Raw genomic sequence first — 18,817 nt, 5'->3', positions numbered from 1 at the left:
CCCCCCGGAGTCGGGTGCTATGAGCCTGAAACATGCGAGGCTTCAGCTTGCGTGGCTCAGCCACCCGACTCGCCGTCCTGGGCCTGCTTCTGGCCTCGGTGGCTGCGCACGCCGACCACGACCCGTTCGCCCGCGGATTCGACGCCGTTCCCGTCAAGGCCACCGCGGCCCAGCACAGCGGTATCGCGCTGGAAGGAACGAGCAACGCGCTGCCCGCGGGCAGCTTCCGCGCGGCGCTCCTGTTCGACTTCAACTGGCGCATCCTCGCCCTGAAGCTGGGCGACGAGAAGCTGGGCGACCTCTTGCCCTACCGGCTCGATGCGCACCTGCTGTTCGCCTATCAGCTCCATGAGCGCTTGGAGCTGGCGGTGGATCTGCCCGTCACGCTGCTCCAGGGTGACAACTTCCAGTTGCTGCGCGACGCGCTGAACGCTCCCAACTTCCCGGGCGCCGCGGGCGTGGGCCGCACCACGCTGGGCGACATCCGCCTGCTGCCGCGCGTCCACCTGCTGGACCGCGAGACGTTCCCAGTGGGCGTGTCGCTCGTCGCCGAGGTCCGGCTGCCCACCGGCAGCGCCTCCAGCTTCACCGGCGAGCGCGGCGTGCTCTGGGCGCCTCGCATCGCGATGGAGCAGCGATTCACCGCCCTCCCCGTGCCCATCCGCGTGCTCGGCAACGTGGGCGTGCGGCTACGGCCCCATGCGCAGTACCTCAACCTGCTCGTGGATGACGAGCTGACGCTGGGTGCCGGCGCCATCGCGGAGCTGCCCAACATGGGCCGCTTCACGGACGTGGAGGCCGTGGCGGAGATGCACCTGAGCACCCCGCTGGTGCGCCCCTTCAACTTCGACCAGGCCGACACGCTCAAGACGCCGTGGGAGGCGCTGGTGGGCGCCCGCGCCAAGGTCTGGGGCAACTGGGGCATGGAGCTCAACGTCGGCCGCGGCATCCACCTGTCCAGCGGCTACGGCCGCGAGGCCCTGCGGGTGATGTTCGCGGTGCGCTACGACGAGACGTTCATCGACTCGGACGGCGACGGCGTGCCCGACATCCGCGACCGCTGCCCCAACGAGCCCGAGGACATCGACGGCTTCCAGGACGGCGACGGTTGCCCCGACCCGGACAACGACGGTGACGGCATCCCCGACGGCGAGGATGGCTGCGCCAACGAGAAGGGCCCCAAGCACACCAAGGGCTGCCCGGACCCGAACTACGACACGGACGGAGACGGCGTCGTCGACGGCGAGGACGCCTGCGTCGACAAGCCGGGCCCCAAGTCCAACAAGGGCTGCCCGGAGGACGAGAACGACGCGGACGGCGACGGCATCCCCGACAAGCTCGACAAGTGCCCGGACAAGCCCGGCCCGAAGGACTACGACGGCTGCCCGGACACCGACGGCGACGAGGTGCCCGACAACGAGGACGACTGCCCCGAGCAGTTCGGTCCGCCGGAGAACAACGGCTGCCCGTACGACTCGCCGCCGTACGTCGTCGTCGAGTCCGACCGCATCCGCATCAAGGGCAACGTGCTCTTCGAGACGGGCTCCGCCGTCATCCAGAAGCAGTCGTACCCGTTGCTGGACGAGGTGGCGACGGTGCTGCGGAAGAACCCGGCGCTAGGCCCGGTCCTCATCGAAGGCCACACCGACAACCGCGGCTCGCGCGCCCTCAACATGGGCCTGTCCGACCGCCGCGCGAAGTCCGTGCTCGAGTACCTGGTGGCCAAGGGCATCGCGCGCAAGCGCCTCAGCTCCAAGGGCTTCGGCTTCGACAACCCGATTGCCACCAACGACACGGCGCTGGGCCGCGCGAAGAACCGGCGCGTCGACTTCCGGCTCGTGCGCGCCGAGGTGGAGACGGAGCAGAAGGAGACCGTTGTCCCGGCGGGTCAGCAGCCGCCGCCGGGAACGACGCCGGCCAACGCGGCCCCGGGCAAGGACGGCAAGCAGTAGCCCGCGCGAGCAGGGGCGGAGCGCCCGTGAGGCGCCCGCCCCACTCAGCGGACGGGCGCCACCAACACCTCGCCCACCCAGACCTGCTTGGGCGAGAAGCGGGCGCCGCTACACGCGACGGCGACGCGGCCCTCGCAAGGATTCACGTAGACGAACTTGCAGCTGCCTCCGTTCTTCAGCCACGGCTCCCGCTGCGCCTCGCAGACGTGTTCCTTGTAGTGGCACTCGTCAAGCAACTCGTTGCTCGCCCAGTAGAGGCAGTGCCGCCCCGTCGGGGAGCCCCCATCCGCCGGCGAAGGCGCGTTGGGGCAGTACCCCGCCTCTCCACGCCGCGCGGGGGTGGACGCGTCCTCCCGCGCTCCGGCCCCGTTGACGTGCATGTTGAAGCCCGTCTCCGTGTAGAACATCGGCGGGGTCTCCGCGTAGACGGCCTCGACGGGCGCCGTCCATTCGCTGAAGCACGCCTGCAGCACGGTGCCGCAGCTCGGCTCCGAGGAGGGCAGGTCCGCGCACGGCCCGGCGCCGCGGATGGCCAGATAGTGGCCCCGGGGCGTGGGCTGGTGCTCCAGCGTCAGGGCTTCAGGCGTCACGTCATGGAACGCGGCGAGGTTGAAGTAGACGTTGGCGCGCGTCTTGGCGTCCGCGCCGCTCGCCTTGAGCGCGCGCAGGTAGACGGCCAGGGCCTGCTCTTGCCGGCCCTGCTTCTGGAGACACAGCCCCAGGTCCGCCAGCGTGGGGCCGTGCTCCGGCGCGAGCTTCGCGGCGCGCTCGAACAGAGGGCAGGCCTCACCGAGCTTCTTCGCCCGGTAGAGCTTCGTGGCGCGCAGACGCAGCGATTCGGCGTCCTCCGCCTTCTTCGCGGCGCCGCCCTCCGGCGTGGCCGCGAGCAAGGACAGCGTCAGGAACCAGGACATGTCGAAAGTCCCCCCACTTCAGGCGTACGTGTCAGGGCTGCTTCAGCGCGCGCTCGATGCGGCGGCGAATGCCGTCCTCCGACAGCGCGCCGCGCTGCGCGTCCGTCACCTTGCCGTCGCGGTCCAGGAAGTAGAGTGTCGGCAGCGCGCTGACCTGGAAGGCCCGCGCCACGTTGTCGTCCGCGTACACCACGTACGGCGCCAGTTCCGGCAGGTGGTTGCGCATGAAGGCCTCCACCAGTTTGGGCGCGCTGTCGCCGTCATCCCGGCTGGCCGCCACGAAGACGAGCCCCTGCGGCTCGTACTCCTTGGCCAGCTTCACCAGCGCCGGCATCTCCTCACGGCACGGCGGGCACCAGGTGGCCCAGAAGTCCAGCATCACCACCTGGCCCTTCAGGTCCTCCAGCTTCATCGTCCCGCCGCCATGGCGCGCCATCTCCATGGTCGGCGCGGTCGTCCCATCCGGCACCAGCCGGGCCCGCTGCGCTTCCAGCACGCCCAGGTACACCACGCCGCCCACGCCGAGCGCCCCCAGCAGTCCCAGTACCAACTTCGTTCCGCCGCCCGCCTTTTTCGGGGCCGGAGGCGGAGCCCCGATGCTATCCGTCACTCGAATCCACTCCTGGTCAGGCGGCCATGCACCCGCCGCAGCACCCACCGCACACCCTCACGGGCCACCGGCCGCCGCGACACCCACGCCGCCACGTCAGGGCCCCACCGATAATAGCCCCGGATGAACACCCGGCCCGGCGCGCTCTTCCGCAGCACGTCGTCGCGGTAGGCGCGGAAGGCCACGAGCTCCGGCGCGCCCTCGCCGAACGCCACCGTGGCCACGAAGCACGAGGACGCCGGGCTCACCCACATGAGCCGCTGGTTGGTGAGGTTCACCACCGCCTTCAGCTCGCGCGCCTCCGTGTAGACGAACGCCAGCAAGTCACGCCGCGCGGAGGGGAACTCCTGGCCGCTGGCCTCCTCGAACTCGATGCGCGTGCTGCCCGTGGTGCCGACCTCGTCCACCGTGAAGAAGTACCGCTTGGAGCTGCGGCCGACCTCCACCTCCAGTCCGCGCAGCTCACCGAAGTACGCCAGGAAGGGCGTGCGGCAGACCGGACAGATGAAGCGGTTGTAGGCGTGGCTGGTGAGGAACGCGTAGTCCCCCACCCGCTTGCAGCCCATGTTCGGGCACACCAGCTTCACGCTCGCCTGGGGCGCGGGCCGCGGGTCATAACGCGACACACGCGAGCCCTTGTCGAACACCGGCGGCGGACGCGGCGGCGACGTCACCAGGTGGCGCGTCGGGTGCGCGGCGCGCTCCAGTTCCTGCGCCCGGCGCCAGGCCGTCTCCGCGGCCTCCAGCCGTCCGGCCGCCGTGTGGCAGAGCGCCTCGCCGTGGGCCAGCAGCGCGGCCACCAGCTTCTCCAGCGGAGCCACCGCCGAGACATCACGTCCCGCGGCCAGCGCCTCCGCCAACACCCGCTCGACTTCGGGGAGAAGGGCCTGGGCGGCCTTGCGGGAAGGGTCCTCCGCGCGGCGGTACACCGGCGGTTCGGGGATACGGACGAAGAGGGCCGAGGCCGCCGCGCGCACCCGCTCCACCGCCGCGTCGCCACGCCCTACGTCCAGCTGCGCGGCCCGCTCACGGGCCGCCTGAAAGAGTTCTTCGGGTTGCAAGCGCGCGGACATTAAAGGCCCCACCCCGCGCTGTCAGCGCATTGGACACCGCCGCGGTCGGAAACTGGCCACGCCCTCCTCCTTGGTGTACGAAGAGGTAGGAGGCTGTGAGCGTGAACGCATTGAAGTTCATCATCTGGACGTGCTGTGCGGTGGGGCTCGGCGTCTTCCTGGCTTCGGGCAAGGTGGATGGCCGCACGCCCTTGAACCACATGGAGCGGGCGTGGAGCCGCTCGGTGAACCCGTCCGCGGTTGATCGGCTCAAGGACGGGCTGGAGGACGCGTACGAGGACGCCAAGGACGCCGTCGCCGGAAACAAGGATTCGTCGCCTCGTGAGCGCATCAGCGCCGAGGACCGTGCAGCGGTGAACCGCATCATCGCGCAGAAGAAGTAGTCCGCCTCCGGGCCCGCTTCCCCTGGCCTTCCCTCCTCCTTAGGTTGCACGGGAGGCGGATGGTCGGGGTGGAGGCGGGGCCATGGGCAGGGCGCGAGGCAAGAGTGTCATCCTGTTCGCCGCGCTGGTGTGCGCGCTGGTGCTGCCAGCACAAGCCACCGGCCGCGAGCGGAATCGGTTGTGGGTGGAGTCACAGAACCGCGCCCTCCAGAAGCAACGCTCCACGCTGAGCGACGTCGCCCGGCGGGCCATGCCCTCCGTGGTGTCCATCACCACACAGCAGGCCGCCGACGTGCAGGCCGTCGCCGCTGGAGAAGAAGCGCAGAAGGGCATCGGCTCCGGCTTCATCATCCATCCGGACGGCTACATCCTCACCAGCGCGCACGTGGTGGAAGGCGCGGTGGAGGTCATCGTCTCCGTCCTGCACCCGCGCGGCTACGTGGAGGAGTTCGAGGCCATCGTCGTGGGCGAGGACGCCCGCACCGACTGCGCGCTGCTGAAAATCGCCGCGCCCCGCAAGCTGCCCGTGCTGAAGCTGGCCTCCGCGTCGCACGTGCGTTCGGCGGACTGGATTGTCGTCATCGGCAACCCGTTCGGGCTGACGCACTCGGTGACGGTGGGCGTGGTCAGCTACATGGGCCGCACGGACGTGACGCCCAACGGGCGCGACGGCGACTTCGACTACATGCAGATGGACGCCTCCATCAACCCGGGCAACTCCGGCGGGCCGGTGCTGGACCTGCACGGGGACGTGGTGGCGGTGGCCAACGCGGTCAACGTGGCGGGCCAGGGCATCGGCTTCGCCATCCCCATCGACATCGCGAAGACGGTGATTCCGCACCTCCAGGCCCACGGCCGCGTGCGCCGCGGGTGGCTGGGCATGAGCGTGCAGGACTTCTCGCCGGAGGTGGCGGAGGCCTTCAACCTGCGGCGCGGCCGCGGGGTGGTGGTGACGGACATCGTCGAAGGCGGACCGGCCGAGCGCGCGGGCCTGCAGGTGGGCGACGTCATCGTCAGGGTGGACCAGCGGAGCGTGCGCCGGGCGCATGCACTGCGCTGGCAGGTGGCCGCCCGGGGCGTGGGCCGTGACGTGAAGTTCCAGGTCCACCGGCTGGGGCGCCCGATGAAGCTGACCCTCAAGCTGGACGAGATGCCCTCCGAGGAAACGCCCCTGCCCACGGTGGCCAGCACCGCGCCCGGGCGGCACGCGGGAGCCCCTCAGCCGGTGCTGGACGACCTGCTGTCGCCGGTGCCTCGCTCGAAGAGCCGCCAGGCGGCTCCGCCCTCGGGGGAAGCAGGCCCTGGGACGGGGGGTTCTGGACAAGACGCCCCCGCACCCTGAAGTCTGGGATGGCCCGCGAAGAACCCTGGTTTCCCGGCCTCCTTGCGTTCGGGTGTCATGGGCGCTAGACAGTGCGCCTTTTTCCGTACCCTTGCGGCGGGTCCACCTCGGTGTGGCGCCGCGACTTCGCATCGTTTCGCAGGAGAGTTTCGCAATGGCCGAGGCCCAGACGACCCAGAAGCGCACCAGTTGGCCGCGTTTCGCCAAGAGCAATGGCAAGAAGGCGTGCACCGTGGAGGGCTGCAAGCGCCCCTACCGCGCCAAGAACTACTGCTACTTCCACTACAAGCAGTGGCGCCAGGGCGACCTGCCGCACAGCCGTTACCGCACCTGCTCCAAGCCGGAGTGCCGCGTGAAGACGTTCAAGGGCGGCCTGTGCGAGAAGCACCACGGCGAGGCCTTCAAGAAGGACGCGGCGTAGACCGCGACTCGCCGTCGGCGCCGGGGCGGCCTCTTCCTCAGGTAGAGGCGCCCCGCGTCACCGCGCGCTCCAGGTGCTTGAAGGCCGTGAGCCACAGCTCCGCCTCGCGCTGGGTCAGCCGCGCTCGCATCAACGTCTGCTCCAGCTCGTTCAGCACATGCTGCGGCGCCTGCGGGTTGAGGAACTCCGCGCGCAGCATGACGTCCCGCATCCGCTTCGCCAGCGCCCCCAGCGTGCCCAGCTTCGCGCCCGGCGCCTCCTCCACCGCGGCCGTGGGCGTCAGCCCCTGACGGTGGCAGAGGTACAGCAGTACCGCTGACGACTGCGCCAGGTTCATGGACGGCTGCACCGCCGACGTGGGAATCGCGAGCACGTCCGTGCACCGCGCCAGGTCCTCGTCGGACATGCCCCGCTGCTCGCCGCCGAAGACGAGCGCCACGCGTCCGCGCACGCTCTCCTCCGCCAGCCGCTGCATGGCCTCCTCCGGCGTCAGCACGGTGCGTCCCTTGAGCTGGGTACGAGAAGTCGTGCCCACCGCGTACACGCAATCCTTCAGCGCTTCGCCCAGGTCGGACGCCACCTCCATGCCTCGCAGGACGAAGTCACTTTTGACCGCGAGACGCTCCGCGCCCTCGATGGACTTCAGCACCGGCTCGGACAGAATCAGCCGTGAGTACCCGAAGTTGGCCATGATTCTGGCCACGGCGCCGAGGTTGTCGGTTGAACGCGTCTGATGAAGGACAACGGTAAGCTGCTCCCCTGGCCGCATGCGCTGAGTTTAGCTGGTTGATCCCGAAGCAGATCGGTATATTCCCGATTGATGCGTCGCTGGCTCCCTGGGTTGCTCCTCTCTCTCGTGACGGTCCTCACCGCCTGTGGTGAGGTCGGTGCACCTGTCCGTGCAACGATGAGCGCGCGGCAGGCCCTCACCAACCCGCCGGAGTTCCTCGAGTTCGAGTCTCCGTCGACGCGGCTGGAGCTCTACCGCGAGGTGGCCCGGCAGTCCGTCGTCGAGGCCGGGCAGGCGGCGCAGGCCCTGGTCCTCTTCCCGGTCAGCCGTCAGGGCGAGCTGCTCGCCGCGCCAGGCTTCGACCCGAAGATGGACCTGTTCCAGGCCCCCGACGCGGGTGCTCCACTGGAGTTGGTGTTCGAGTCCGGCGGAGAGCGTTGGCCGGATGACCGCCGCGAGGGCCTCCAGGGCCTCTCCGAGCGTGAAGCCGCCGAGCTGGTGGCCCGCACGCTGCTCGCCCACTGGGGCATCGAGCCGAACGGCGCGGTGCAGGTGGACCGGGCGTCGGGCGCGCCGTACGCGGTCGCTTACGTGGACGGAATCCTGCGCATCAACCCAGCTTTCCTCTACCTGGCAGCGGCGTACGGTCCTTCTTCCCTGCCCGCTTCGCTCCAGTAGAGTCGCGCGCCTCAAGTCAGGCCCCGTTGCCTCTCGCCCTTCCCGCGAGAGAGGGGCCGCGAGGCGACAGTGAATACCTCCGCACTTCACGCGCAGCTTCCCCTCACCCTCCAGCAGACGGACCTGCCCGCGCTCGGCCAGCACTACCGCGGCAAGGTTCGCGAAACGTACCGCCAGGATGACCGGCTCATCCTGGTGACGACGGACCGTCTGTCCGCGTTCGACCACATCCTCACCACCATCCCCTTCAAGGGCGAGGTGCTCAACCGGTTGGCCGCGTTCTGGTTCGAGCGCACGAAGCACATCGTCCCCAACCACGTGCTGGACGTGCCCGACGCCAACGTCACCGTGGCACGCGCCTGTCAGCCCTTCGCCGTGGAAGTGGTGGTGCGCGGCTACCTCACCGGGAGCTTGTGGCGCGACTACCAGAAGGGCGCGCACACCACCTACGGGCTGCCCTTCCCGGACGGCCTGCGCAAGGACGAGGCCTTCCCCGCCCCCATCATCACCCCGTCCACCAAGGCGGAGTACGGCCTGCATGACGAGCCCATCTCCGAGAAGGAGATTCTGGCGCGCGGGCTGGCCACGCCTCGTGACTGGGCGCGCATCTCCGAGGCCGCGCTGGGCCTCTTCGCGGAGGGCCAGAAGTGGGCGCGCTCACGCGGCCTCATCCTCGTGGATACCAAGTACGAGTTCGGCAAGGTGGGCGACACGCTCTACGTCATCGACGAGATGCACACCCCGGACTCGAGCCGCTACTGGGTGGCCGACGAGTACGAGGCGCGCTTCGCGAAGGGCGAGGACCAGCGCATGCTGGACAAGGAGAACATCCGCCAGTGGCTCATCCGCGAGCGGAACTTCTCCGGCCAGGGCACGCCGCCGCCCATCCCTGACGACGTGCGCGTGGACCTGGCCGCGAAGTACGTGGCGGCCTACGAGCACATCACCGGCACCACGCTGACGCTGGAGCCGGGCGACGTGAAGGCCCGCATCGAGCGCAACCTGCGCGAGAAGGGCTACCTGAAGTAGCCCTCCTCCATCACCGGCACGGGGCGCCTACGCGCTCCGGCCGAACACGCGCTGGAAGACGTCGTCCATGTGGCGCGTGTGGTAGCCCGGGGAGAAGCAGTCGGAAATCTCCTCGGGCGTCATCATCTTCCGCAGGTCCTCGTCCGCGAGCAGGGCCTGCCGGAAGTCGAGTCCTTCCTCGTACAGCTTCATCGCGTTGCGCTGGACGATGACGTACGCGGCCTGCCGGTCCATGCCCTTGCGCGCCAGCTCCAACAGGAGGCGCTGCGAGTTCACGACGCCGCCCAGCAGGTCCAGGTTCTTCTTCATCTGCTCCGGGTAGACGCGCAGGTCCTCCATCAGCCGCGCGAAGCGGATGAGCATGAAGTCCGCGAGGATGGTGGCGTCCGGGCCGATGACGCGCTCCACGGAGGAGTGGGAGATGTCCCGCTCGTGCCACAGCGCCACGTCCTCCATGGCGCTCACCGCGTAGCCGCGCAGCAGGCGCGCCAGGCCGGTGAGGTTCTCCGACAGAATCGGGTTGCGCTTGTGTGGCATGGCGCTGGAGCCCTTCTGCCCCGCGGTGAAGGGCTCCTCCGCCTCACGCACCTCGGTGCGCTGGAGGTGGCGAATCTCCACGGCGAACTTCTCGATGCTCGAGCCCAGCAGCGCCAGCGCGGTGAAGAACTCCGCGTGCCTGTCCCGCTGCACCACCTGGCTGGAGGCAGGCGCGGGCTTGAGGCCCAGCTTGCGACAGACGTGCTCCTCCACCGCAGGCGGCAGATGCGCGAAGGTGCCCACCGCGCCGGAAATCTTCCCCACGGCGATGCTCTCACGCGCGTGCTCCAGGCGCGTGCGGGCCCGGCGCAGCTCGTCGTACCAGATGGCCAGCTTGTGGCCGAAGGTGATGGGCTCCGCGTGGATGCCGTGGCTGCGGCCCATCTGCAGCGTGTGCTTGTGCTCGAAGGCGCGCTTCTCCACCGCGGCCATGACGCGGTCCACGTCCTTCAGGATGAGGTCCAGCGCGTCGCGCAGGGTGAGCGCCAGCGACGTGTCCAGCACGTCCGACGACGTCATGCCCAGGTGCAGCCAGCGCGCGCTGGGCCCCACCCGCTCCTCCATGAAGGTGAGGAAGGCGATGACGTCGTGCTTGGTGGTGCGCTCAATCTCCTCGATTTTCGCCGCGTCCTGGGACGTGAAGTCTCCGGCGCGAGCCAGGCAGTCCTGCAGCGCCTCGCGGGGCGCCAGCCCGGCTTCCACCATGCCCTCCAGGGCGGCGAGCTCCACGTCGCGCCAACGGCTGTAACGGGCCTCGTCGGACCAGAGGGAGGACATCTCCTGACGGCTGTATCGCGGAATCACTCGTAGACCTTCACGGCAAAGTCCCGCCGCGCCGCGAGCCGGAGGAGTTCCAGCACGGCGTCGGAGGACGGACCCAACTTCCTGGCGGCGGTGAGATTGAGAGACAAGTCCAGCCCCTCAGGCTGAACCACCGCCAGCGCTCCTGGATTCACCTTCTCGTGGATGATGCGGTTGGCCAGCCGCCCGGCCTGCTGGCCAATGGCCGTGGGACTGGGCGAGAGCGCCAGCGTGGCCCCTTCCTTCACCTGGCTGGGCGTCAACGCGGCCAGCGGCACCCGGTGCGCCGTTGCGAAGGCGATGAGCGCCTGGACGACCGCCGCGTTGCCCACTGTCTTGTCCGCCACCATCAGCAGCGCGTCCACCTTGCCCACCGCGCCGTCCAACGCCTTCTCCGCCCGGCCCCCCGCCTCCAATTCCAGCGGGAGGATGGACATGCCCCTCGAGGCCGCCGCCGCGCGGGCCTGCGTCACCGTCCCCGCGGAGAACCGCGGGTCATGCAGGATGCCCACGCGCTTCACCTTCGGCGACACGGCCTTCAGCGCCTCCAGCTCCGGCCCCATGTCGCTGGTGAGGGAGATGCCGGTGACGTTGGCGCCATCCAGGCCGTACTTCTCGTAGTAGGGCACCATGGCGAAGAGGACGGGCACGTCCTCGCCCAGCGAGCGCCGCGCGGCGTTGGCGGCCAGGGGCCCCAGGGCCAGCACCAGCGCGGGCTTCTGCGCCGCCAGTTTCTTGAAGAGCCGCGCGGCCGCGCCCGCGCTTTCGTCCAGCATGACCTCCTGCACCTCGGCCCGGGCCTCCGCCGCGAAGCCGGCGATGACGGAGGCGTACGGCGCCAGGTGGGCGGACTTCACCGCCACCACGCGGGGACGGGCTGGTTGCTGCGCCACGGCCACCGTCGGCAGCAGCGCGACGAGGAGCGCGGCGACGCGGCCCTTCATTGCCGCACGCTCGCGCAGCAGCGGAAGCCCACCGCGTTCGAGCGCTCCGTGGGCACGCCGTTGCTCCGCGCCGAGCAACGTGACGCCGGGTCCGGCTGTTCGAAGGCGCCGCCCTTCAGCGCGTAGCCCTGGCCGCCGACGCGGGTAGCCGTCCACTCCGCCGCGTTGCCCGCCAGGTCCATCACCGCGTAGCCCGACTTGCAGCGCTCGAAGCGCCCGGAGGCCGCCAGGCCACCCGGGTTCGCCGCGGTGTTGCACGCGCCCACGGCCTGCTCCTCGCCGAAGGGGAACCGCGAGTTGCCGGGCCCCTTGCATGCCTTCTCCCACTCCTCTTCCGTGCAGAGCCGCTTGCCCTCGCGCTCGCACGTTCCCCGCGCCTCTTCCCAGGCCACGGCCACCTTCGGCATCGCGCCAGCCCGGTTGGGGAATTCGTACTCATCCACGCAGAACGAAGACACCTGGATGCTCGCGACGGGGCGCTCGTCCGGGCTGGCCAGTGCGTCGTCGTCGCTCCGCCCCATCTTGAAGGCCCCGCCACTCACCAGCCGCATGCCCGCGGGACATCCGCCCACGGGCGCCGCCAGCGCTGACGCGCCACCGGGCCCGGCAGCAGGCACCTTCCCCTGCCCTCCGGACTTCTGCAGCAACTTGATGGCCAGGAAGCCCCCGCCCGCGCCCAACGCCAGGCAGCCGAGGACGAGCAACGCCAACCTCAACATGGAACGCTGGGGCTTCGCCGCGCGCGTGGCGGACCTGGTGAGCACCGCTCCGCGAGGCGCGGCGCGGGAACTGGAGACTTCCGACGGTTCGCTCCGCTTCGCGCCGGAACGAGCGCCCGGGTCCGACACCTCCGAACCCCGGCGGCGGGTGCGAATACCGGAGTCCTCAGAGGCACGGCCGCGAGCACGGCTGCCGGTGTCCTCGGCGCCGCCTTCTCGCGAACGCGACGACGCCTCGTCCTGCGCGCCGTCGCGAGCACGCGACCGGGAGCGGCCCACCGCGGGCGCGGCGTCCAGCGTGGGCGGGGCGGGGCGGGGCGCGGGCACCGCTGGCGCCTCGTCCAGGGTCATCGCGCTGGAGCGGCCATCCGTCACCGCGGGGGCATCCACCTGCGTGGGCGCGGCGGAGCGGCTCAGCGCGGCCTCGGACTCCTGCGCGGACGCGGCGCCACGCTCACTGGCGTCCTCGGCATCCTTCCGCGCCGGCGCGGAGCGGGAGGACACGGGCGGAGACGACACGGGCCGCGAAGCACTTCCCTGAGCCGAGGGCGCGGCCTTCGCGGCGACGGGCGGCGCGATGAAGGGCAGCGCCTGTTCCGTCAGGTGCTGCGGCGCGGGCGCGGACGCGGGCTTGCCTCGGCCCATGATGGCGGCCAGCGACGCCGCATCCAGTGGCTGCGTGGCATCCACCGGCGGCGGCAGGTCCGGAATGGGCGCGGGCGGCTTGGGCGCGGCGACACCGGGAGGAGGAGGCAGGTCCTCCACCTGCACGGCCGGGAGCATGCCCGTGGGCACCGGGGGCGGAGGCCTCGCCGCCTGCCTCGCGGTGTTCGCGGCCGACGAGCCCGGAGGGGCCGGGAGGCTCCGCGCGCGTGACACCACCGCGGCCGGCGTGCGCGCCAGGATGTTGGAGAACTCGGTGAGGAACTCACCCGCCGTCTTCGGACGGGCCAGCGGGTTGAAGTTGAGCGCGCGCCGGTACAGCGCCTCGATGGAGGTCGGCAGGTCCGAGTGGTGCATCGTCAGGCCAGGAATGACGCCGTCCTCGGGCACGAGCCCGGTGAGCATCTCCCCCACGATGGCCGCGAGCGAGTACACGTCCATGCGCGTGTCCAGCTCGCCCCCGCCCACGTACTCCGGCGCGATGTAGACGTCCGCGCGTTGCCCCTTCTGGGCCTGCACGAAGGGCAGGTGTGGCACGGCCAGCCCCAGGCCGTAGTCCGTCACCTTGAGCAGGTCCGGCAGGACGATGACGTTCTCCGGCTTGAGGTCGGAGTGCGGTCCGAAGCGATGCGCCGCATCCAGGGCGGCCGCCATCTGCGACAGCAGCGGCTCCACTTCCTTCAGCGAGAAGAGCTGCCCCCGCGCGGTGCGCTGCTCCATCATCCGGCGCAGCGTCATGCCCTCCAGCAGCTGCATGGTGATGAAGGGCCGGTCCCCATCCACGCCCTCCTCGTACACGCGCAGGAGGTTCGGATGGTTGAGCTTCTTGGCCACGCGCATGGACAGCGCGAACTGCATGCGCTCCTCGGGCTGCTGCACCAGGCGCGGGTGCACGGCCTTGAGCGCCACTTCGACGTCAATCTCCTCGTCCTGGGCTCGGAAGACGAAGCCCATGGGCCCGGAGCCCACCACTTCCTGGATGGCGTAGCGGCCGGCGACGACGTCCCCTGGCTTGTAGGGTGCGCCGTCCGCGCCGCGCCGGCGAGCCGCCCCGGCGGGAGGACGCGCCGAGGCATCGTGCTTCAGCCCACAGGTGGGACAGGTGTCTTGGGAGGCAGGAACGAGGCTGCCGCAGCGGTAGCAGAGCAAAGCTGGCGTACTCCAGGAGGCAGTCGGGGGGCCACCTCGGGGGAAGGCCCAGCCTCTTATTCTGCACGCTCCCCTGTCATCAAGGAACGCCGAGCGAGGAAGTCAGCAACTAGCGTCCCGTGGACCCGAAGCCATTTCCACCCCGGGAGGTTTCCTCCAGTAGCTCCACCTCCAGGAGGGAGACCGGCGGCACGGCGGCCACCACCAGCTGGGCCACGCGGTCGCCCCGGCGCAGGGTGAAGGGCTCATTGGAGAGGTTGACGAGGATGACCTGCACCTCTCCCCGGTAGTCCGCGTCCACCGTCCCCGGCGAGTTGAGGAGGGTGACGCCATGCCGCAGCGCCAGGCCCGAGCGCGGACGCACCTGCCCTTCGTACCCAGCGGGTAGCGCGAGCGCGAGCCCGGTGGGCACCGCCAGCCGCTCCAGGGGCCCCAGCACCCGCTCCCCTTCGATGTCCGCGCGCAGGTCCAGGCCCGCGGCCTGTGCCGTTTCGTAGCGGGGAAGTGGCAGGGGCTCCGCATGGGTGCGCACGCGGCGCACCTTCACCGTGAGGGGGGAAGACATGCGCTGGGACTAACACAGCTGCCGCCGCTTCGTGCCACGGCGGCGTGACAACCGCGCGCGTCGGCCCCTCGTGAACCCTGGCCGAACGCTCCGATGCGGATGAGCCGCGCCGTCAGGCCGTCCGCCGCTGTGCGCACGGTGAAGTGAAGCCCCTCAGGGCGCGGTGTCCTTCGCCACGGACCGCAAGGCGGTGCGGAACTTCAGCGGGTCCATGGGCCGCGCCGCCAGCTCCAGCTGGTAGTGCAGGTGGGGACCGGTGGAGCGCCCCGTGTTGCCCGAGTGCGCCACGAGTTCTCCCCGGCTCACGCGCTGTCCCACCTTCACCAGCAGCTCCGAGTTGTGACAGTACGCCGTCGTCACGCCCCGCCCGTGGTCCACCACGAGCACGCGGCCATTCACGGCGTCCTCGCTGGCACGCCGGACGACGCCATCCGCCACCGCCACCACGGGCGTCCCCACCGGCACGCCCAGGTCCACACCGGTGTGCATCTTCCGGCGCCCCAGCACTGGGTGGAAGCGCTCGCCGAAGGGACTCGTTACACGCGCGCTCTCATGAACAGGCCACGCGAGCCCGAAGGCGGTGGCCAGCGCCAGGGCCTGTGCGGCGCCCACGGACGCGTCCTCGAAGCCCGGCGGGAGCTGGCCCGACAGGCGCTCCAGCGTGGGCGCCCCACCCTCCGCCTCCACCCGCTCCAGCGCGTAGCGCGCGGGGACACGGCCCGCGAAGAGCGCCGTGAGCCGGACCTCCTCTCCTGGAAAGTCCTTGGCCAGCGCGGTGTGCAGGCTGCGCGCGGCCGCCGGCCCCGTCTGCGGGTCCAACAGCGACGCGGCGGGGACACCCAGCTCCGCGGCCAGCTCCAGCGCGGGCTGGCGGGCTCGCACCTGGGCGCCCTTGAGCGCCAGGTGGGTTCCCCAGGCCAGGGCCTCCGCGTCCGTGAGGGCCCGAGACAGGGGCACGTCGGGAGCCATCAGTGGCGGCGACAGCGAGGTGCCACTGACGCCGTCGTAGTACGCGAGCAAGGGCCGCGCGTTGCTGCGCGTCCCCGTGGCCCATGCCGTGGCCTTGCGCACCAGCGCGCCCGCGGGCGTGTGGTGGTACGCCGCCCACAAGCACAGCGTCGCCATGCAGAAGTCGAGCAGTCCTTTCGCCTGGCGCGGGAACATGGGCACCTACCGGAAGAAAGACAGCAAGGGCATCGCATCCACCACCGCCGCCACGGCCAGCGGCACCACCACCGCGCAGCCCAGCAGCCCGCGCCGCAAGGCCGCCCTGCCCCCGGCTTCCTCACACACCGCGTCCGCGTGTTGCAGGTTGCGCAGCACCGCGCGCCACCCGAGCGAAACCAGGACGCCCACCAACGAGGCCACCGCCAGTGCCCGCGCCGCTACATCCGCGGCACCATCCCCGAAGAGCTCACGCCAGGAGAGGTACACCGAGCCCTGGATGAGCTTGGCCACCGCGCACGCGCCCGCCAGCACCACGGCCGCCGTCGCCAGAGGCCGTAGCCACCGCATGGGCGTGGGCTTGCGCAGACACCGCGACCACAGCTGCCGCCACGTCGGACGCGCGGCCTTCTGGGGCTCCATCACCGCGCGCCACGCCTCCGCTGGAACCGGTGCCGCGGACTCCCGGTAGCCCAGCGCGGGCAACGCCAGCACCACGTCCGCGGCCAGCTCCCACGCGAGCGCGAGGAAGCGCGCGATCCGAGTGCGCTGCTCCAGCGACACCCACTCCACCAGAGGCGCCGTCAGCGCGTAGCGGCCCACGAGCGCGTCGAAGCCAGCGTCCACCCGGTCCACCAGCGCCAGCAACCGCTCATCCAGCGTGTCCGCCGCCGAGTGCACCCCCACCGCCACCAACGCGACCAGGCCCAGCGGCATGAACGCCCAACGGAAGGCCCCCAGGAAACGGGAGACATCCGCCAGGAAGGGCGTGGACGATGACGGGGGCGGTGGTCGAGGTGGCAAACAGCCTCCGTGCGGATGGGGCTCGCACCTCAACGCACGGCCCGTCTGGAAGTGTCTAAGCCACCCCGGCCCGAAACGAAAACACCCCCTCCCGCGCGGTGGCGGAAGGGGGCGTCATGAGCGCCGGGCTCTCAGTGAAGGAGCCCGGGCCTTCGGGCACTAGGCCTTGGCGTCCGGCTGCGTGGGCGCGGGCGCCGGCTGCGCGGCGGCCTCACCCGCGGCGGCGGCGCCCTGCTGCGCGGCGCGCTCCGCCATGGCCTCCTTGCGCGACAGGCGAATCTTGCCCGTCTTGTCGATGCTGACGACCTTCACCAGCACCTCGTCGCCCTCGTTCAGCACGTCGGAGACGCTCTTGACGCGCTTGTCGGACAGCTCGGAGATGTGGATGAGGCCGTCGGTGCCCGGGAACAGCTCCACGAAGGCGCCGAACTCGGCGATCTTGCGCACCGTGCCCGTGTAGATCTTCCCAATCTCCGCCTCGCGGGTCAGCGCCTGAATCATCGCGATGGCGGCCTTCACGGCATCACCGTTCGCGCTGGCGATGTCCACGCGGCCCGAGTCCTCGATGTTAATCGCGGCACCCGTGCGGGCGATGATGTCCTTGATGACCTTGCCGCCCGGCCCGATGACGTTCTTGATGAACTCGGGACGAATCTGGATGGTGGTGATGCGCGGCGCGTACTGGCTGATCTCCTTGCGGGACTCGGCCAGCGTCTTGAGCATCTCACCCAGGATGTGGAGGCGGCCCTGACGCGCCTGCTCCAGCGCGCGGCTCATGATTTCCGTCGTGAGGCCGGTGATCTTGATGTCCATCTGGATGGACGTGATGCCCTTCGAGGTGCCGCACACCTTGAAGTCCATGTCGCCCAGGTGGTCCTCGTCACCGAGGATGTCGGAGAGGATGGCAATCTTGTCGCCCTCCTTCACCAGCCCCATGGCGATACCCGCCACCGGGGCCTTGAGCGGAACACCCGCGTCCATCAGCGCCAGCGTGCCGCCGCAAACGGAGGCCATGGACGAGGAGCCGTTGGACTCCAGGATGTCCGACACCAGGCGCACCGTGTACGGGAAGGACTCGCTCTTGGGCACCATGTTGCGCAGCGCGCGCTCCGCCAGCGCACCGTGGCCGACTTCACGGCGGCCCGGGCCACGCAGCGGCTTCGTCTCGTTCACGCTGAACGGCGGGAAGTTGTAGTGCAGCATGAAGCGCTTGAAGGCCATGCCGCCCAGCATCTCCAGGCGCTGCTCGTCATCGCTGGTGCCCAGCGTGGTGACCACGAGCGCCTGCGTCTCGCCGCGCGTGAAGACCGCGCTGCCGTGGGTGCGCGGGAGCACGCCCACCTCGCACGTAATCGGACGGACCACGTCGTGGCCACGGTCGCCGATGCGGCCGCCGTTGACCGTCATCTCGCGCATGTGCTCGTACTTCAGGTCCTCCACCACCGACTTGGCGTGCTTCTCCACCAGCGGGGTGTAGCCGTCGCCCAGCTGCTCCTTGAGCTTGGCGAGCGTCTCCTTCTTCGTCTTGCCGAGCGACTCGTAACGCGCGCCCTTCTCCTTGATGCCGTAGCCCGCCTTGATGCCGTCCATGGCCAGCTCACGCACCTTGGCGCGCAGGCCCTCGTCCACGGCGGCGGGCTTGTCGAAGGAGCGGACCTGCTTGTTCAGCTCGCGCCGCAGCTCGTCCTGCAGGTCCAGCGCGGGCTGCGCCGCGGTGAAGCCGAAGTCGAGCGCCGCGACCATGTCGGCCTCGGAGACCTCCTCCGCGCCACCTTCCACCATGACGATGGCCTTGCGGCTCACCGCCATGACCAGGTCCAGGTCGCTCTGCTCACGCTGCTTCGCGGTGGGGTTGGCCACCAGCTGACCGCCGACGCGGCCCACGCGGATGCCGGCGATGGGGCCGTCGAACGGGATGTCCGACACCCACAGCGCCGCGGAGGCGCCGGTGATGCCGTGGATGTCACCCTCGTTCTCCGGGTCGGAGGAGATGACGCTGGCGATGACCTGCGTCTCGTACGCGTAGCCTTCGGGGAACAGCGGGCGGCAGGAGCGGTCGACCAGGCGGCTGGCCAGCGTCTCCTTCTCCGTGAGACGGCCCTCGCGCTTGAAGTAGCTGCCGGGGATGCGGCCGGCCGAATACAGCTTCTCCTGGTACTCCACCGTCAGGGGGAGGAAGTCGATGTCCTTCTTCTCCCGGGCGCTCACCGCCGTCACCAGCAGCATGGTGTCGCCATAGCGAACCACCACTGAACCGTCGGCCTGCTTCGCCAGACGACCCACTTCAATGCTCAGCTCGCTCTCGCCAATCTTGACGCTCTTCTTCAACATGTCCGTGC

At 70.3% G+C, this 18,817-nt stretch carries 17 protein-coding genes; 6 read left to right on the top strand and 11 right to left on the bottom strand.

Annotated features, from left to right (window positions below):
* The first annotated feature begins 32 nt into the window (after positions 1–32).
* Positions 33–1,952 (top strand): OmpA family protein, encoded by a 1,920-nt coding sequence (locus BHS09_RS10130; RefSeq protein ID WP_140789272.1) that lies wholly within the window; start codon positions 33–35, stop codon positions 1,950–1,952.
* Between the two features lie 44 nt (positions 1,953–1,996).
* Here BHS09_RS10130 and BHS09_RS10125 read toward each other — a convergent pair whose 3' ends face one another.
* The 3 genes from BHS09_RS10125 to BHS09_RS10115 are packed head-to-tail and all read right to left on the bottom strand — an operon-like array spanning position 1,997 to position 4,549.
* Entirely contained in the window at positions 1,997–2,866 is an 870-nt protein-coding gene (locus BHS09_RS10125; protein WP_140789271.1) for a tetratricopeptide repeat protein, read from the bottom strand.
* 31 nt (positions 2,867–2,897) lie between these two features.
* Positions 2,898–3,476: a TlpA family protein disulfide reductase gene (locus tag BHS09_RS10120; protein WP_140789270.1), complete on the bottom strand. Its 579-nt coding sequence runs from the start codon at positions 3,474–3,476 to the stop codon at positions 2,898–2,900.
* Complete coding sequence (locus BHS09_RS10115; protein WP_140789268.1) at positions 3,473–4,549, bottom strand: CFI-box-CTERM domain-containing protein; 1,077 nt, start codon at positions 4,547–4,549, stop codon at positions 3,473–3,475. The genes BHS09_RS10120 and BHS09_RS10115 overlap by 4 nt, the downstream gene beginning before the upstream one ends.
* A 95-nt stretch (positions 4,550–4,644) precedes the next feature.
* Between BHS09_RS10115 and BHS09_RS10110 the strand changes: the two genes are divergently transcribed.
* The 3 genes from BHS09_RS10110 (at position 4,645) to BHS09_RS10100 (ending at position 6,695) form a co-directional block, all read left to right on the top strand.
* The gene (locus BHS09_RS10110) at positions 4,645–4,932 is read left to right on the top strand and encodes a hypothetical protein (RefSeq protein WP_140789266.1); all 288 of its coding nucleotides are present in this window, start codon (positions 4,645–4,647) and stop codon (positions 4,930–4,932) included.
* Between the two features lie 82 nt (positions 4,933–5,014).
* Positions 5,015–6,274 carry a S1C family serine protease gene (locus BHS09_RS10105; protein WP_140789265.1) on the top strand — a complete coding sequence of 420 codons (1,260 nt, stop codon included), beginning with the start codon at positions 5,015–5,017 and terminating at the stop codon, positions 6,272–6,274.
* A 154-nt stretch (positions 6,275–6,428) separates the two neighbouring features.
* Positions 6,429–6,695 carry a vegetative protein gene (locus tag BHS09_RS10100; RefSeq protein WP_140789263.1) on the top strand — a complete coding sequence of 89 codons (267 nt, stop codon included), beginning with the start codon at positions 6,429–6,431 and terminating at the stop codon, positions 6,693–6,695.
* A gap of 37 nt (positions 6,696–6,732) precedes the next feature.
* Here BHS09_RS10100 and BHS09_RS10095 read toward each other — a convergent pair whose 3' ends face one another.
* Positions 6,733–7,464 carry an RNA methyltransferase gene (locus tag BHS09_RS10095; RefSeq protein ID WP_140789262.1) on the bottom strand — a complete coding sequence of 244 codons (732 nt, stop codon included), beginning with the start codon at positions 7,462–7,464 and terminating at the stop codon, positions 6,733–6,735.
* A gap of 51 nt (positions 7,465–7,515) precedes the next feature.
* On the opposite strand from BHS09_RS10095, the gene BHS09_RS10090 reads away from it, so the two are divergent.
* Together BHS09_RS10090 and BHS09_RS10085 are read left to right on the top strand one after the other, a co-directional pair.
* Entirely contained in the window at positions 7,516–8,103 is a 588-nt protein-coding gene (locus BHS09_RS10090) for a hypothetical protein (RefSeq protein ID WP_174259234.1), read from the top strand.
* Between the two features lie 69 nt (positions 8,104–8,172).
* On the top strand, positions 8,173–9,132 hold the full coding sequence (locus tag BHS09_RS10085; RefSeq protein ID WP_140789258.1) for a phosphoribosylaminoimidazolesuccinocarboxamide synthase: 960 nt from the start codon (positions 8,173–8,175) through the stop codon (positions 9,130–9,132).
* Positions 9,133–9,159: 27 nt separating this feature from the next.
* Here BHS09_RS10085 and purB read toward each other — a convergent pair whose 3' ends face one another.
* The 7 genes from purB to pnp all read right to left on the bottom strand — a co-directional run bounded on the left by purB (position 9,160) and on the right by pnp (position 18,809).
* On the bottom strand, positions 9,160–10,473 hold the full coding sequence (gene purB / locus BHS09_RS10080; RefSeq protein ID WP_140789256.1) for an adenylosuccinate lyase: 1,314 nt from the start codon (positions 10,471–10,473) through the stop codon (positions 9,160–9,162).
* A complete protein-coding gene (locus BHS09_RS10075) occupies positions 10,470–11,414 on the bottom strand; it encodes an ABC transporter substrate-binding protein (protein ID WP_174259233.1) in 945 nt (314 codons plus the stop codon). The genes purB and BHS09_RS10075 overlap by 4 nt, the downstream gene beginning before the upstream one ends.
* Complete coding sequence (locus BHS09_RS10070) at positions 11,411–13,945, bottom strand: bifunctional serine/threonine-protein kinase/formylglycine-generating enzyme family protein (protein ID WP_140797765.1); 2,535 nt, start codon at positions 13,943–13,945, stop codon at positions 11,411–11,413. The genes BHS09_RS10075 and BHS09_RS10070 overlap by 4 nt, the downstream gene beginning before the upstream one ends.
* Before the next feature lie 109 nt (positions 13,946–14,054).
* Complete coding sequence (gene dut / locus BHS09_RS10065) at positions 14,055–14,510, bottom strand: dUTP diphosphatase (RefSeq protein WP_140789250.1); 456 nt, start codon at positions 14,508–14,510, stop codon at positions 14,055–14,057.
* 153 nt (positions 14,511–14,663) lie between these two features.
* Complete coding sequence (locus tag BHS09_RS10060) at positions 14,664–15,674, bottom strand: M23 family metallopeptidase (protein ID WP_174259232.1); 1,011 nt, start codon at positions 15,672–15,674, stop codon at positions 14,664–14,666.
* 6 nt (positions 15,675–15,680) lie between these two features.
* Positions 15,681–16,478, bottom strand: coding sequence for a hypothetical protein (locus tag BHS09_RS10055; RefSeq protein ID WP_140789246.1), 798 nt, complete (start codon positions 16,476–16,478; stop codon positions 15,681–15,683).
* A gap of 159 nt (positions 16,479–16,637) precedes the next feature.
* Positions 16,638–18,809, bottom strand: coding sequence for a polyribonucleotide nucleotidyltransferase (gene pnp, locus BHS09_RS10050; protein WP_140797764.1), 2,172 nt, complete (start codon positions 18,807–18,809; stop codon positions 16,638–16,640).
* Positions 18,810–18,817 lie beyond the last annotated feature (8 nt).

The organism is Myxococcus xanthus, assembly GCF_006402735.1.
Taxonomy (GTDB): domain Bacteria; phylum Myxococcota; class Myxococcia; order Myxococcales; family Myxococcaceae; genus Myxococcus; species Myxococcus xanthus_A.
The sequence above is the reverse complement of the archived record's forward strand: the minus strand, read 5'-3'. Positions and strand labels throughout refer to the sequence as shown.

What these genes read in the sequence shown, in the direction of transcription:
- BHS09_RS10130 (WP_140789272.1), top strand. Translation starts at nt 33, where the DNA reads ATGCGAGGCTTCAGCTTGCGTGGCTCAGCCACCCGACTCGCCGTCCTG.
- BHS09_RS10090 (WP_174259234.1), top strand. Translation starts at nt 7,516, where the DNA reads ATGCGTCGCTGGCTCCCTGGGTTGCTCCTCTCTCTCGTGACGGTCCTC.
- BHS09_RS10125 (WP_140789271.1), bottom strand. Translation starts at nt 2,866, where the DNA reads ATGTCCTGGTTCCTGACGCTGTCCTTGCTCGCGGCCACGCCGGAGGGC.
- BHS09_RS10095 (WP_140789262.1), bottom strand. Translation starts at nt 7,464, where the DNA reads ATGCGGCCAGGGGAGCAGCTTACCGTTGTCCTTCATCAGACGCGTTCA.
- dut (WP_140789250.1), bottom strand. Translation starts at nt 14,510, where the DNA reads ATGTCTTCCCCCCTCACGGTGAAGGTGCGCCGCGTGCGCACCCATGCG.
- BHS09_RS10075 (WP_174259233.1), bottom strand. Translation starts at nt 11,414, where the DNA reads ATGAAGGGCCGCGTCGCCGCGCTCCTCGTCGCGCTGCTGCCGACGGTG.
- BHS09_RS10115 (WP_140789268.1), bottom strand. Translation starts at nt 4,549, where the DNA reads ATGTCCGCGCGCTTGCAACCCGAAGAACTCTTTCAGGCGGCCCGTGAG.
- BHS09_RS10060 (WP_174259232.1), bottom strand. Translation starts at nt 15,674, where the DNA reads ATGTTCCCGCGCCAGGCGAAAGGACTGCTCGACTTCTGCATGGCGACG.
- BHS09_RS10105 (WP_140789265.1), top strand. Translation starts at nt 5,015, where the DNA reads ATGGGCAGGGCGCGAGGCAAGAGTGTCATCCTGTTCGCCGCGCTGGTG.
- pnp (WP_140797764.1), bottom strand. Translation starts at nt 18,809, where the DNA reads ATGTTGAAGAAGAGCGTCAAGATTGGCGAGAGCGAGCTGAGCATTGAA.
- BHS09_RS10100 (WP_140789263.1), top strand. Translation starts at nt 6,429, where the DNA reads ATGGCCGAGGCCCAGACGACCCAGAAGCGCACCAGTTGGCCGCGTTTC.